At 37.4% G+C, this 14678-nt stretch carries 12 protein-coding genes; 4 read left to right on the top strand and 8 right to left on the bottom strand.

From position 1 onward, the window contains the following. Position 1 precedes the first annotated feature (1 nt). From mfd to purR, 7 genes are all read right to left on the bottom strand, one after another. Positions 2-3535 carry a transcription-repair coupling factor gene (mfd, locus tag BUB48_RS11490; RefSeq protein WP_073026390.1) on the bottom strand — a complete coding sequence of 1178 codons (3534 nt, stop codon included), beginning with the start codon at positions 3533-3535 and terminating at the stop codon, positions 2-4. Further along, on the bottom strand, positions 3528-4088 hold the full coding sequence (gene pth, locus BUB48_RS11485) for an aminoacyl-tRNA hydrolase (protein ID WP_073026389.1): 561 nt from the start codon (positions 4086-4088) through the stop codon (positions 3528-3530). The genes mfd and pth overlap by 8 nt, the downstream gene beginning before the upstream one ends. Before the next feature lie 65 nt (positions 4089-4153). Next, on the bottom strand, positions 4154-5101 hold the full coding sequence (locus BUB48_RS11480; protein WP_073026388.1) for a ribose-phosphate diphosphokinase: 948 nt from the start codon (positions 5099-5101) through the stop codon (positions 4154-4156). 20 nt (positions 5102-5121) lie between these two features. Continuing rightward, the gene (gene glmU / locus BUB48_RS11475) at positions 5122-6504 is read right to left on the bottom strand and encodes a bifunctional UDP-N-acetylglucosamine diphosphorylase/glucosamine-1-phosphate N-acetyltransferase GlmU (protein WP_073026387.1); all 1383 of its coding nucleotides are present in this window, start codon (positions 6502-6504) and stop codon (positions 5122-5124) included. A 159-nt stretch (positions 6505-6663) separates the two neighbouring features. Beyond that, positions 6664-6996 carry a hypothetical protein gene (locus BUB48_RS11470; RefSeq protein ID WP_139249978.1) on the bottom strand — a complete coding sequence of 111 codons (333 nt, stop codon included), beginning with the start codon at positions 6994-6996 and terminating at the stop codon, positions 6664-6666. Between the two features lie 132 nt (positions 6997-7128). After that, the gene (gene spoVG, locus BUB48_RS11465; RefSeq protein ID WP_073026385.1) at positions 7129-7392 is read right to left on the bottom strand and encodes a septation regulator SpoVG; all 264 of its coding nucleotides are present in this window, start codon (positions 7390-7392) and stop codon (positions 7129-7131) included. A 112-nt stretch (positions 7393-7504) separates the two neighbouring features. After that, on the bottom strand, positions 7505-8323 hold the full coding sequence (purR, locus tag BUB48_RS11460; protein ID WP_073026384.1) for a pur operon repressor: 819 nt from the start codon (positions 8321-8323) through the stop codon (positions 7505-7507). A 515-nt stretch (positions 8324-8838) separates the two neighbouring features. On the opposite strand from purR, the gene murC reads away from it, so the two are divergent. The 4 genes from murC (at position 8839) to BUB48_RS11440 (ending at position 13478) form a co-directional block, all read left to right on the top strand. Further along, entirely contained in the window at positions 8839-10218 is a 1380-nt protein-coding gene (murC, locus tag BUB48_RS11455) for a UDP-N-acetylmuramate--L-alanine ligase (protein ID WP_073026383.1), read from the top strand. A gap of 173 nt (positions 10219-10391) precedes the next feature. Continuing rightward, entirely contained in the window at positions 10392-11009 is a 618-nt protein-coding gene (locus BUB48_RS11450; RefSeq protein ID WP_073026382.1) for a TetR/AcrR family transcriptional regulator, read from the top strand. Positions 11010-11068: 59 nt separating this feature from the next. After that, positions 11069-12337 (top strand): alpha/beta hydrolase family protein, encoded by a 1269-nt coding sequence (locus BUB48_RS11445; protein ID WP_073026381.1) that lies wholly within the window; start codon positions 11069-11071, stop codon positions 12335-12337. After that, positions 12318-13478, top strand: coding sequence for an alpha/beta hydrolase family protein (locus BUB48_RS11440; RefSeq protein ID WP_073026380.1), 1161 nt, complete (start codon positions 12318-12320; stop codon positions 13476-13478). The genes BUB48_RS11445 and BUB48_RS11440 overlap by 20 nt, the downstream gene beginning before the upstream one ends. Before the next feature lie 215 nt (positions 13479-13693). Here the strand turns inward: BUB48_RS11440 and aroE are convergent, their stop codons facing one another. Next, positions 13694-14563: a shikimate dehydrogenase gene (gene aroE / locus BUB48_RS11435; protein WP_073026379.1), complete on the bottom strand. Its 870-nt coding sequence runs from the start codon at positions 14561-14563 to the stop codon at positions 13694-13696. Positions 14564-14678 lie beyond the last annotated feature (115 nt).

Raw genomic sequence — 14678 nt, 5'->3', positions numbered from 1 at the left:
TTCAATTTACTCTCCTCTCAAGATCACTGTTTTCCTCATTGTACTCATCCAGCTTCTCCAAAAGTTCAGATATAGCTTTAAGATACTTATCGTCTCTTACTTTCTCCAGCTTGAATACAAAGTAGGGCTGTTCAATGGCTGTAAAGGTCAGCTTATTTCCATATTCACTCATAAGCTTTATGGCTGCTTCAGCCTTGATGAATTTGTCATTTTTAAACTTCAGCATTACCCCTTCGGGCTTTTGAGATACCAATACTATGCCATGTTTTGAAGCAAGATATTTTATATAAGCTATACTCATAAGGTTTCTCACCGAATCAGGTATATCGCCGAATCTGTCTTCTATTTCCTCCTCAATGTCGTAGAGATACTTCAATCCTTCAACGGAAGCTATCTTCTGATATATTTCAATCTTTTGATTTTCATCCGTTATATAGGATTGAGGTATATATGCTTCAATATTGAGTTCTATTACGGTATCAATCTTCTCCTTAACAGGCTGTCCTGTCAGTTTTCTTATGGTATCCTCAAGCAATTTTGTATATAGATCATATCCGATGGCCTCCATATGTCCGTGTTGTTCCCTGCCTAGCAGGTTTCCTGCACCTCTGATTTCTAAATCTCTCATTGCTATCTTAAAACCTGAGCCAAACTCCGTAAACTCCTTTATGGCTTGAAGTCTTTTTTCTGCCACTTCTGTAAGAACTTTATCTCTTTGATAGGTGAGATATGCATAGGCCAATCTGTTGGATCTTCCTACCCTTCCCCTCAACTGGTAAAGCTGAGATAAGCCCATCTTGTCCGCATCATATACTATTATAGTATTTACGTTTGGTATATCCAAGCCTGTTTCTATTATGGTTGTACACAAAAGTACATCATATTCTCCATTATAAAAATCCAACATGGTGTTTTCAAGAAGGCTTTCATCCATCTGACCATGAGCTACACCGATCCTGGCTTCAGGCACAAGACTCCTCAATCTGTCCGCCATCTTTGAAATGCTTCTTACTCTGTTGTAGAGAAAATATATCTGACCTCCTCTGTTCATCTCCCTTAGTATGGCATCCCTTACTATTTCCTCATTATACTCCATAACATAGGTCTGAACAGGATATCTCTCCTCCGGCGGTTCTTCTATAACACTTATATCTCTAATACCTATCAGAGACATGTGCAATGTCCTTGGGATAGGAGTAGCTGTCAAAGTAAGCACATCCACATTCTGTTTCATCTGTTTTATCTTTTCTTTATGGGTCACACCAAAGCGTTGTTCTTCATCGATTATCAAAAGCCCCAGATCCTTAAACACCACATCATCCTGAAGCAATTTATGGGTTCCTATAATAAGATCTACAGCACCAATCCTTAACCCTTCAAGAATCTTTTTTTGTTCCTGGGGGGTTCTGAATCGGGATAACATTTCTACATTTATGGGAAAGTTACCAAACCTCTGACGGCATGTATTATAATGCTGCTGAGCCAATATGGTGGTAGGCACCAGTATGGCAACCTGCTTTCCATCATTAATGCACTTAAAAGCAGCTCTCAGTGCCACTTCTGTTTTTCCATATCCCACATCTCCACATAGCAATCTATCCATTGCTTTATTGCTTTCCATGTCCTTCTTTATCTCTTCTATGCAGTGGAGCTGATCCGGGGTCTCCTCATAGGGAAAGGAATCTTCAAATTCTTTTTGCCACTTGCCGTCGGGAGAAAAAGCATAGCCTTTTGCCTGCTGCCTCTCAGCATAAAGTTTTAGCAAGTCCTCTGCCATGTTTTCTATAGCCTTTCTGGCTCTTGCTTTTGTTTTTGCCCATTCTATTCCTGAGAGTTTATTGATCTTGGGGACCTTTTCTCCTCCCACATATTTCTGAATTAAATCAAACTGATCCGTAGGAATATACAGTTTATCATTGCCTTGGTATCTGATATGGAGATAATCTCTCACCACATTGTTCACTCTAAGCCTTTCTATACCCATATATTGGCCTATACCATGATTCTCATGAACCACATAATCACCAATCTTAAGATCGCTGAAAAACTTTATAGTGGTGCCTTTCTTTTTTACAATCTTTTTTCTGTTGGCACCAAACACATCCATATCCGTAATTATGGCATATTTGATGGAGGGGAATTCAAAACCTCCGCTGAGGTTTCCAGGCAAAGCTACAATATGCCCTTCTTGAAGTTCGAAAGTCAAATTCTCCTGATATAAGGCTTCTATACCTTCATCCCTCAGCGCCTCCACTATCCTTTGTCCTCTTTCCTTGCTCCCTGTTAAAATTATGACTCTATACTTTCTACTTTTTAGTATCTTTATCTCATCAATAAGAAGATTTATTTTGCCGTGAAAAGGGGGCATTGATCGGGTGACAAAGCTTATGGATTTTTGAGGCTTAAAATCCTGGGAGGTTTTTAGCAAAGTATTTATACATATTATCTTTTTATCTTCTAATTTCAACAAAATATCATCATAAGTAAACAGTGCATCCACTTGCTCCGGCAAAAGATCTCCCTCTTCTAGGAGGCTCTTGAAATGCTCTTCATATTCCAGCCTTATATTATCATATCTCTGTCTTACTCTGTTTGGTTCATCTATGATTACCATAAAATCTTCCAGATACTCAGTGATGCAATAGCTCTTCTCATAGAAGAAGCTTGAATACCTTTCTATTCCCTGAAAATAGATGTTTGATTTTATCCTATCAATATCTTCTATAATTTTTTCCCTAAGTTTTTCTCCCAAGGCCTTTTTCTTGGTAGAGGCATCATAAAGATCCAATCTTTTATTAAGGGCTTTTTCTATATTTTCTGAAGCTCTTGCAAAATCCTCAGAGCTGAACAACATTTCCCTCATGGGAAATAATTGAGTCCTGTCCAACTTTCTTATGGATCTCTGGCTTACTAAGTCAAAATGTCTTATGGAATCTACCTCATCATCAAAAAGTTCAATTCTTACGGGATAATCTTCTATGGGACCATAAAAGTCTATTATTCCACCTCTTATGGAAAACTGCCCTCGGCCTTCTATCATATCTACTCTCTCATAACCTGATGTGGAAAAATAGGTTGCAAACTCTTCTACAGGCATTTGTCCTCCTACTTCTATGCTGATAAACTTTGAGTAGAAGTCATGAGGATTAGGCATTCTATTCAGCAATGCTTCCACAGATGCACACAATATGATCCTATCCTTTGAGGCTATCCTGTTCAATGCTCTAAGCCTATTTACCGCAATTTCATTGCTCCTCGCATCTATTTTGTGAAAGATCATCTCTGCCGAAGGCAATAGAACAGCGGCGGATTCATCAAAAAAGCAAATATCTTCATAAATTTTCCTTGCCAAAACATCGTTATGGGTTATCAATAATATGGATTTATTGAAGCTTCTGCTCAACATAGCAGCCATCATTGATTTTTGGGCATCAGAAATCCCGTGAACTTCAACCGTATGAGTGTTTTCACGAAGAGATTGATCCAGATATTTATATTCTTCCAAAGATTGAATGGGCAACAAGACCTTATCCATTGTACTTGTTCATTGCAGATGCAATGCCTTTCAGTATTATTTCTTGGACGGCTTCAGCAGCCTTTTTTGCCGCTTCAGCCATAATCGGGATTTCGTCTTTAGCAAACTTGCCCGTAACATAGTCAGCTAAATCCATATAATCAGGCTGCTTGCCGATACCAATTCGTATTCTCGGAAAATCATCCCTTTGTAACAAGTATATTATTGACTTCATGCCGTTATGTGATCCTGCACTTCCTTTGGGTCTTATCCTCAAAACCCCTTTGGCTAGGTCTATATCATCATATATGACAATGAGATTTTCCATAGGCAGCTTATAATATTCAACAATATCCAGAATGCTTTCGCCGCTGAGATTCATATATGTCTGAGGTTTTACCAACAATACCTTTTCAGTCCCCACATATCCTTCTCCGATCAAAGCTTTATGTTTTATTTTATTGACGCTGATATTTAATTTCTGGGACAAGTAGTCTATGGTAATAAACCCTATGTTATGTCTTGTATCAGCATACTTTGTCCCAGGATTTCCTAAACCTGCTATTACAAACATAATCTCCTCCAAAAACTCAAGGCAACAGACATGTAAGATGCCTATTGCCTACTAGTTGTCCATTATTAATCGAAAAGCTTGCTGACGGATAGTCCTTCGTATATTCTGTGTATTGCTTCTGCAAATAATGGTGCAACCGAAAGAACCTTTATTTTGTCGCTATGCTTATCCTTTGGCAGAGGAATGGTGTCAGTCACAATCAGTTCCTTGATCACTGAATCATTGATTTTCTCAAAAGCCGGCCCTGACAGCACAGGATGAGTACACGCCACATATACTTCCCTTGCCCCCATATCCACCAAAGCCTTGGCGGCATTAGCTACTGAACCTCCTGTATCTACCATATCATCAATAATAATGCAATTCTTATTATGAATATCTCCTATAATATTCATAACCTCTGCTACATTTGCCTTAGGTCTTCTCTTATCAACTATAGCCAGAGGAGCATTTAGCTTGGATGCAAGGTTTCTCGCTCTTGTAACCCCTCCAACATCCGGAGAAACCACTACTACATCGCTTAAATCCTTTTCCATGAAATATTTGCTGATTATGGGCATGGCATAAAGATTGTCCACTGGTATGTTGAAAAATCCCTGTATCTGTGGAGCATGCAAGTCCATTGTCAATACTCTGTCCGCTCCTGCGGTTGTTATCAGATCTGCCACCAGCTTAGCAGTGATTGGTTCCCTCGGCTTTGACTTTCTATCCTGTCGTGCATAGGCATAAAAAGGTATTACCGCAGTAATTCTTCCTGCTGAGGCCCTTTTCAATGCATCAATCATTATCAAAAGCTCCATTAAGTTTGTGTTGACAGGAGCGCATGTAGATTGAATTACAAATACATCTGCTCCTCTTACAGATTCACTTATGTTTACAGATATCTCTCCATTGCTGAAGGTGCCAACCTGAGCATCTCCTACAGGTACACCCACAATATCAGCAATTTGCTTTGTCAACTCTTTGTTGGCATTACAGTGAAAAATTTTTATACTCTCACCATGTGCTATCATTTAATTATAACCCTCCTAGTCTATTCTTCCTCTTTTACGAGGCCTTTTCTTCTGACCCATCCTTCTATGTTCTCCTGTCTTGCTCTTCCAATGGCGAGGCTTTCTTCAGGTACGCTTCTGGTCACTGTAGTGCCAGCAGCTATATATGAATTCTTTCCTACCACAAGGGGAGCCACCAGGTTTACATTGCAACCTACAAAACTATTGTCCTCAATCTTGGTCCTGTGTTTTTTCTTACCATCATAATTGACAAATACCACACCGCAGCCCAGATTTACTCCCTTTCCTACATCACCGTCTCCCACATATGTAAGATGAGAAGCCTTGGAATAATCTCCAAAATTTGAATTCTTTATTTCAACAAAATCTCCGATCTTAGCTTGTTTGCCTATCACATTTCCAGGTCTAAGGTAAGCAAAGGGACCTACCGTAGTGCCTTCTCCTATTCTATTTTCTATAACCACAGAATTCTTTATATTAACTCCTTTACCAATATGGCTATCAGATATGGTAGTATACGGACCTATCACCGCATCCTCTTCTATGTATGTATTCCCTTTTATCATACAACCAGGCAATATGGTCACATCTCTCTCAATTTTTACCCCGGCATCTATGTAAGTATTTTGAGGATCAACAATTGTTACGCCGTTGAGCATGTGGTTTTCTAAAATCCTTCTTCTCATAATCGAAGCCGCTTGAGATAATTGAAGCCTGTTATTGACGCCCATTATCTCCTCCGGATTTTCAATCCTATAGGCCCCTACTTTGAGATTTCTTTCATTGAAAATTTTTATGACATCAGTAAGATAGTATTCATTTTGATTATTGTCATTTTTTAGCTCTTTTAACGCATCTTTAAGAAAAAGTCCATTAAATAAATATATACCTGAATTGATTTCCTTTATCTTCTTTTGCTCTGCATCCGCATCCCTTTCCTCTATTATTGCAACAACCTTGCCTTCAGCATCTCTTATAATTCTGCCATAGGAAAAAGGATTATCCAATTCGGCAGTCAACACCGTAGCATCAAATCCACCCTGTCTATGAAAATCTTGCATTTTGATTATGGTTTCAGGTGTAAGCAGGGGAGTATCCCCATACAATACCAGAACATCACCTGATGTTATGTAGCTTTCTGCCATCATAACCGCATGACCGGTACCCAACTGCTGCTCCTGATATGCAAATTTCACAGTTTCAAGTTTATCTTTAACCTGAGAAGCTCCATGGCCTACCACCACTACAATATCTGATGTCCCTGCTTCCCTGGCACAGTCAACAACATGCTCAACCATGGACTTACCACATATTTCATGCAATACCTTAGGTTTCTTGGAATACATCCTTTTACCCTCTCCTGCCGCTAGTATAACGGCAAGAATATAGGATGTGCTATTCAAATTATCACCCTCTATAACACTTTTTTTATTTGTTCAATACTATATTCTAACACAATATCTTGGGTATAAAAAGTATATTTATATAAACCCTTAATATTGTTCCCCTTTATTAGAAAAAAATACCGGGGCTGCTATACTCCGGTATTAGCTGCTTTATCCCTATTTTTTCTTGTAATATGGATGAGGACACCAGTCATGGCCATCTTTTTCCATGCTTTTCTTATAATAGTAACCTTCTTTGTCATCGCTACTACAGTCCATATCCTCATCCTTTTCATAAAGGTCTTCCAAATTCCATTGATGATGGCCCCCTTTATGTTTTTTGGGGTTCATATACATTGGACCTCCCATATAATTCATCATGGGGCACTGCATCATGGGACATTGCATAATAGGACACTGCATCATTGGCATATCCATTCTGCCCATATCCTCTAAATCCATATCTTGCATGTAATCATCCAGATTGAGGTTGTCTTTATCTGTCATCATACTACCTCCCAATATTTAATACCAATAATATATATATTCAACGGAGGTTGAATATGATACCAGAATGATTTTTTGCATGCAAAAAGTCCCTCCCACATAAATGGAATGGACTTAATGGCAAGCACCGACTAATTATTCTGCATCTTTAACTTTTTCATATTCCTCAAGTATTGCAGATTGTATCTTTTCTCTTGTTGCAGAATTTATAGGATGGGCTATATCTTTAAATTCTCCGTCCGGTGTCTTCCTGCTTGGCATGGCAATAAACAAACCTTCCTGCCCTTCGATAACCTTGATGTCATGAACTACAAATTCATTATCAAAAGTAACAGATACAACGGCTTTCATCTTGCCTTCAACGTTTACCTTCCTAATTCTTACATCGGTTATATTCATACTGCTCACCACCTTCCCGTCCAAATGCTTGTCAATCAATAGATAAAATATTCGCCATATTTTCAATTTTTCCTTCTTTTTGCTTGGAATTTTCTGAAAATATGTGTATTTGTTAGCTAAAAAGCATATCTTTATATATATTTATCAATCCTTTCTGCTCATCTACCTCGCCTACTTCCAAAAGTGAAATATAGTCATTGATGAGCTTTTGCTCGGGCTCTGCTGTTTTCATAAGAAAACCTATGCCTACGACATCTACTTTTATCTCTTTCATCAACCCAATGATACCTTTGGCTGTACCTCCTGCCTTCAAAAAGTCATCTATTATGAGCACTTTTTTTCCTTCTGGTATTGCTCTTTTAGATATGAACATGGTTTGTATTCTCTTGCTGGAGCCAGATACATAATTTATGCTCACTGTAGAACCTTCCGTAACTCTGTTCTCCCTTCTTATTATAACCAAAGGTATGTTTAAAGCCCTCGCTGTCATGTGTGCCAATGTTATACCTTTTGTTTCAATTGTTACCACATACTCGGCACCAGTATTCATAAAATATGTGCCAAAAATTTGTCCCACCATATAGGATATATTGGGATCATAAATTATATCAGAAGCATAAATATAATTGCCTGGTATTATTCTTTTCGGTTCCCTTAGCTTTTCACATAAATCATCAAGAAATCTTACAATATGAGCTTTATCAATATAGGTCTTATACTTGACCCCTCCTGAAGCGCCGGATATGGTTTCAATCTGTCCCAATGACATTTGCTCAACTATTTTTTTTGCAAATGTTATATCCTCACTAATGGTGGATTTTGCTGCACTGAACAATTCGCTGAAATAGTTAAGGCTAAATAACTGGTTAGGATTATCACTTAATATCTTAATAAGGCTTGCAACCCTTTCATTCCTCTTGTATTTTTCCATGTGCTTCCTCCTCTAAAATACGAATATTATTCCACATATTCTGCTTTTTATTCATTTCTATCTTTTTTCCAGAAATCCTTCTAAGATAATATAATTAATTGTATGATAATTTTTTAAATTGCTGCCAAACGTTATATTTATGATACAATTTTAATTGCTTTATTTTATACGTATGAATTGCTTAAATTTATATTTTCCTATAAACCGATTAATCAATTTTTAATGAAGAGAAGCGAAAAAGGTCTCTTTGAATTTATGAAATTGCTAATCAGATTTCTACTGAATCTTGATTCCTTTGAAGTTTGCATTCAGTAGAATTAGAATGAAAGTCTTCCTTTATTGTTTAAATACTTCCAAAGAAAGCATTTTTTATATACAAGCAAATTATTAAGGCTATAATAGTATTATAGTTAATATATTGTTAGTAAAAATCAAATTAAGAAGTTCATCAATGTAAAGCTAACACCGATAGGGCTAATAAAATAATAAATATATTACTTTTAGGGAGTGTAAATATGTTTCTACCGAATAATATTAAAACAATACATTTTATAGGAATCGGCGGCATCAGCATGAGCGGCCTTGCTGAGATTATGCTGAACAGAGGCTTTAGTGTTCAAGGATCTGATATCCAAGAAAGCTCTATAATCAGAAAATTGAAATCCCATGGAATTAAAGTTAACATACCTCAAAAAGCCGAAAATGTACATGGAGCTGATTTAATTGTCTATACATCAGCAGTAAAGGATGATAACCCGGAAATAATGGAGGCAAAAAAACTTGGAATTCCTTTGATGGGTAGAGCAACTTTTCTAGGCAAAATAATGAAAGAATACTCCTATGGAATTGCCATCGCAGGCTGCCATGGCAAAACCACAAGCACCTCCATGGTATCCATCATCTTTAAGAACTCCAATTTAGACCCTACTATCCTGCTTGGCGGTGAACTGGATGCTATAGGAGGAAATGTGAAAATAGGAAAAAGTCCGTATTTCATAACGGAAGCCTGTGAGTACATGGGAAACTTTCTAGAATTTCATCCTTTCTACGGAATAATACTTAATATTGACGAAGACCATCTGGATTACTTTAAGAACATACAACATATTAAGGATACATTTATTAAGTTTGTTCAGTTAATCCCTAAGGAAGGTTGTCTGGCAGTCTGTGCCGATAACAAAAATGCGATGGAGACACTACCCTATGCAAAGTGCAGTGTTGTAACTTTCGGCATTGATAATGAAGCAGACTATATGGCGAAGGATATAGAATTTGATAATTTCGGCCGCCCATCTTTCAGAATCGTTAAAAATGGCCATGACATGGGCATCTACAGCTTAAGAATACCAGGACTTCATAATGTGCTGAATGCCCTATCTGCTTTTGCTGTATCGGATTTCTTCGGAATATCCAAAGATGTGATTCGAGAAAGCCTCATGGAATTCAAAGGTACCCATAGACGATTTGATATATTGGGAACAGTAAATGGCATAACAGTAATAGACGACTATGCCCATCACCCCACAGAAATAGAAGTAACCCTCAGTGCTGCCAAGAAATTCCCCCATAACAAGCTTTGGTGCATATTCCAGCCACATACTTACACAAGAACCAAATCCCTCTTTAAGGAGTTCACATGTTGTTTTAAAGAAGCTGATCATGTAATAATAACAGACATATATGCAGCCAGAGAAAAAGATAAGGGTGAAATTCATTCAAGAGACTTGGTTGAAGCAGCCAATAAGGTAAGCGGCAATGTTATGTATATGAAGAATTTTGATGATATCGCCAATTATGTGGCTGCTAACGCAAAACCAGGAGACATGGTAATGACTGTGGGAGCAGGAAATATAACAGAATTGGGACCTATTATTTTGGAGAGATTAAGGGGCTAGATCATTCCCATTTGGCCTTGTTTCATACTACGAACTACAGACTCCGTTCAGTTAGGATATTTCTATTGAGTCTTATTTTTTAAAATACTGAAGGACTCTAAATTCCATACATTGACAAATTCAAATATGTGCTTTATAATTAACTAAACATTTAGTTATATTTGGAGGGCATTATGAGAGATGCAATTGAAACAAAAGCCAGAATTTTATCCGTTGCGGAAGACATCTTTTCAAGAGACGGATTTGACGGTGCCAGAGTAGATGATATCGCAAAAGAAGCAGGTGTAAACAAGGCTCTGATATATTATTATTTCAAAAGCAAAAATGAAATATTGGATACTCTGTTTTCAAAGCTTATTGAAGATGCAAAGACAATGCTTGTGAAATCAATGGAAAGCACTCCAGATATATATGAAAATGATGTGTATAGAAAGCTATTTGATATGTATATCCGATTTGTATCCGAAAAAAGAAAAATTATCATAGTCGCTATTGCAGAGTCTGCTAAAACCGATATACCAAGTCCGATCATAATGGAACTTGGCAGCTTGATCATAAACGCAGAAATTGAAACTCTTCGAAAAGAATATGAAAAGAAAGGTTTACATTTTCCTGAAGACAAGCATGAACTTCTGGTCATGGAATTCTTTACAGGTTTGACCCCCTTCTTATGCTATGCTTTATATAAAGAACAATGGGAGAAACAATACGGCGTCAGTGAAAAAGCATTACAGGATTATTTTTATCAGGCTTTCAAAAAAACACATTTAATGGCTCATTTGCCTGAGTAAAATTTTTGTGCAATACTAACTAAGTAGTTAGTATAAATATAAATAAGGAGGTTCTGAAAATGATACCAAATGAGACAATTGACAAGCTTATAGAAGATACTACGAAAGTCATCGATCCTCACCGCCAATTCTACAAGGTCAGATTTGATGACAACAGCATGGATTTTGCATTTCAATGGGCCTTGGGATGTATTAGAAACGGAGGTGGAGAAATCGGCGAAATGTTTTATACGGCTTCCCGAATAGAAGATTATAATCCAGACAGTTGGGCTGAAGAGTGGCCTAAGATGGCTCATCGTGTAGAGATTAAAGCTGAGACCTCTGAAGAAAAAGGTCATAAAATAAGCGCCAGAGAATTTTATATGCGGGCATCTTGTTATTACAGAGCTGCACTGACATCACTATTGCCTCAAAATGAAAAATATATGAAATGGTACCAAAAATCCATTGAATGTATTTCAAAAGCCGCTGCTTTATCTGAACCAGAGATTGAATTAATAAACATTCCTTTTGAAAACACATATCTTCCCGGTTGTTTCGTAAAAGCTGCAAATGACCGCCGGAAATCAAAAACAATATTAGCCATAGGTGGTGCAGAGACCTTTTTTATAGACTTATATTTCCAAATCGGCCCATCAGCACTAAAGCACGGCTACAACTTCATCACTGTAGACATACCGGGCCAAGGTATTCTTCCCACAGAAGCACAATTCTTTAGACCGGATACAGAAAAACCAATAGGAGCAATATTGGACTATCTCCATAACAGACCAGAAGTGGACATAGATCACATCGCTGCATATGGAATAAGCGGCGGTGGATACTATGTGCCCCGCGCATCAGCTTATGACAAAAGAATTAAAGCATGCATAGCAAATTGTGCGGTTACGAATATTGGAAAAATAATGGAAGAGATGGCCATAAAAAATCAGGATTCAGCAAAAAGCGGTATTGAAATGTCTCCATTTAACATAAGGATGTTTCAAATAATGGCGTGGAGGCATGGCATAACAACCGGAAACATCTCGGATCTTCTAACCAAAACCCGGGATTTTACCTTCGACCCTTCTTTTATTACATGCCCTGTGCTAAACATATGCAGCAATGGGGAATATCTAAATCCAGTAGTCAAAGCTATGGAAGACGATTTTATGCAATCTGTTCCTAATTCAAACAAAAAGATGGTGGTGGCTTTGTTTGAAGATGGAGGTGGCGCTCATTGCATCGGTGAAAATACAGGGCTTTTAAGTTCATTGGTATTCGACTGGCTTGATGAAATTTTTAAAATAAAAGATGAGGTAAATACCCATGGAAAAGTTACAATTTAAAATGCCTGTTGGATACTACCATTTCCATGATGACGTGGGATTGAATTTTCAATTTAACAGAGCGCTGATTAACCAATGCCCTATGGAAGAAATGATGAAAGCTGCTCAAAATATTCACAAATATGAGGATGTCAAGGACATAATGACAGCATTGGCAGAAAAAGCCCTCAAGGAAGGACGAATATTGAATTCCGCCTTTTATTATAGATTTGCCGAATTCTTTTGCTTTGATAACCTGGAAGAAAAAAAACGGCTATTTGATAAGTTTATAAAACTTTTTTATCAGGCATTGGAAAAGGATAGAATTCATCGCCATGAAATAAAATATGAGGGCGGTTATTTAAAAGCTATACAGATTAAAAGTAATGACTTATATAAAGGATCAATTGTTGTTCATGGCGGCGGTGATTCATATGTTGAAGAGTTTTACCTTTCAGTACGGCTTTTTTTAGATAAAGGCTATGATGTAATCATGTTTGAAGGCCCTGGACAAGGAGAATCCTTGCATAAATACAACCTAAAAATGACCCATGAATGGGAAAAGCCTACAAAAGCCATTATTGATTATTTCAACTTAAATGATGTGACTCTAATAGGCATATCATTGGGTGGCTATTTTGCCCTCCGTGCTGCTGCATACGAAAAAAGGGTCAAACGTGTCATAGCCTGGGACGTGGTATATGATTTTTATGAATGTGTTATGGGAAGAGACGGAATGCTTAAGTATCACATCATGAATGGACTTGTATCAATGAATGCAAAAGCACTGATAAACTATGCAGCTAAAAAACTTATGCAAAAAAATGAAATGGAGAGATGGATCTATAATCAGATGATGTACGTATATGGAGTCGAAACTCCTTTTGAATATCTAAAAACGCTGAAAAATTATAAATGTACGAAACAGGTTTCTCAAAATGTTACACAAGATGTGTTGATTTTAGCCGGTGCTGAGGATCATATCATACCTTTGAGAATGTATGGACGACAGATTAGAGCCCTTACCAATGCACGCAGCATTACCGGGCGAATCTTTACGAGAGAAGAACATGCATCGAATCACTGCCAAGTTGGAAATATAGAGCTGGTATTGGATTTTATTGTTGATTGGCTTAAGCAATATTACAACAGTAATTATTGATACATTAACTGAAAAAATGAAAAGAGACATGAATAGAGTATCCTTGATGGAAATCTATGCATTGATTAAGTCTTCCTAAAAGAGACTTAATCGATGCATAAGCAATTGCAAACAGCATATCAATGGGACAAGAAGCATCATATTCACACTGCTTAAATATGAAATTGTGTTTCCTCATTTCCCATAAGAAAATCTATGCATGATTGTTTTATAAGCTAAGCTGAATGATTAAAAAAAGCTTCAGCAGCTTCAAACATAGTTTCAACGGGTGCTTTAACTCCTGTCCAAATCTCAAAGGCTTCTTCACCTTGATAAATCAGCATGCCAAGGCCTGACATGGTTTTGCAGCCTAGTTTCTCAGCCTCCTGCAGCAGCTTTGTCTTCCTAGGATTATATACCACATCGCATACGGCAAGCTTGCTATGCAACAGTGCTTTATTTATCGGTATATCATCAACATCAGGATATGTTCCTACACTGGTGGTATTTATAAGAATCTCTGCATCTTTTATGGCTTCTTCCATTTTCTCTTCTACCAATGGAATAGCAACAGCCACATTTCCGTATTTGCTGTTTATATCCTTCACTAAGCTCTCCGCCTTTTCATAGGTCCTGTTACAGATATATAACCTATTTGCCATATTCATGGCCAATGTCATGGAAATTGCTCTGGCTGCACCACCACTTCCAAGGATGAATATATTCTTGCCATCAACACTTAGTTTTAACTCATACCCTAAAGAGCGAAGGAATCCTATTCCATCAGTATTATATCCTTTTAATCTTCCATCCTTAATCAAAACTGTGTTGACAGCACCTATGGATTTTGCCAGATCATCTATCTCATCCAGATAACTCATCACTTCTATCTTATGAGGTATGGTCACATTAAATCCTCTAAAGTTCATCTTGGGCATTGCTCTGACTACTTGCCCTAAATCCTCTTTCCTCACTTCAATGGGTATGTACAAGTTGTTCATGTTCTTATTCTCAAAGGCTGCATTCTGCATAATTGGTGAAATGCTATGCCCCAATGGATAACCCAGTAACCCTATGTACTTTGTTTTTGAATCCACTCTCCTCATTATATAGTTCCCCCTCTACTTTAAATCTAATCCCAAACCTACCACAATATCTGCCATTTTCTTTCTTGTAACTATTTTTGATATTATAGTTGCCAATACCTTTGCCGTCTCGACA

The organism is Lutispora thermophila DSM 19022, from assembly GCF_900142105.1.
GTDB lineage: Bacteria > Bacillota > Clostridia > Lutisporales > Lutisporaceae > Lutispora > Lutispora thermophila.
This window is presented reverse-complemented; position numbering and strand designations above follow the sequence as displayed.

Coding starts and splice junctions, on each gene's coding strand:
- mfd (WP_073026390.1), bottom strand. CDS start 3,535: ATGGATAAGGTCTTGTTGCCCATTCAATCTTTGGAAGAATATAAATAT.
- pth (WP_073026389.1), bottom strand. CDS start 4,088: ATGTTTGTAATAGCAGGTTTAGGAAATCCTGGGACAAAGTATGCTGAT.
- BUB48_RS11480 (WP_073026388.1), bottom strand. CDS start 5,101: ATGATAGCACATGGTGAGAGTATAAAAATTTTTCACTGTAATGCCAAC.
- BUB48_RS11470 (WP_139249978.1), bottom strand. CDS start 6,996: ATGATGACAGATAAAGACAACCTCAATCTGGATGATTACATGCAAGAT.
- spoVG (WP_073026385.1), bottom strand. CDS start 7,392: ATGAATATAACCGATGTAAGAATTAGGAAGGTAAACGTTGAAGGCAAG.
- purR (WP_073026384.1), bottom strand. CDS start 8,323: ATGGAAAAATACAAGAGGAATGAAAGGGTTGCAAGCCTTATTAAGATA.
- murC (WP_073026383.1), top strand. CDS start 8,839: ATGTTTCTACCGAATAATATTAAAACAATACATTTTATAGGAATCGGC.
- BUB48_RS11450 (WP_073026382.1), top strand. CDS start 10,392: ATGAGAGATGCAATTGAAACAAAAGCCAGAATTTTATCCGTTGCGGAA.
- BUB48_RS11445 (WP_073026381.1), top strand. CDS start 11,069: ATGATACCAAATGAGACAATTGACAAGCTTATAGAAGATACTACGAAA.
- BUB48_RS11440 (WP_073026380.1), top strand. CDS start 12,318: ATGGAAAAGTTACAATTTAAAATGCCTGTTGGATACTACCATTTCCAT.
- aroE (WP_073026379.1), bottom strand. CDS start 14,563: ATGAGGAGAGTGGATTCAAAAACAAAGTACATAGGGTTACTGGGTTAT.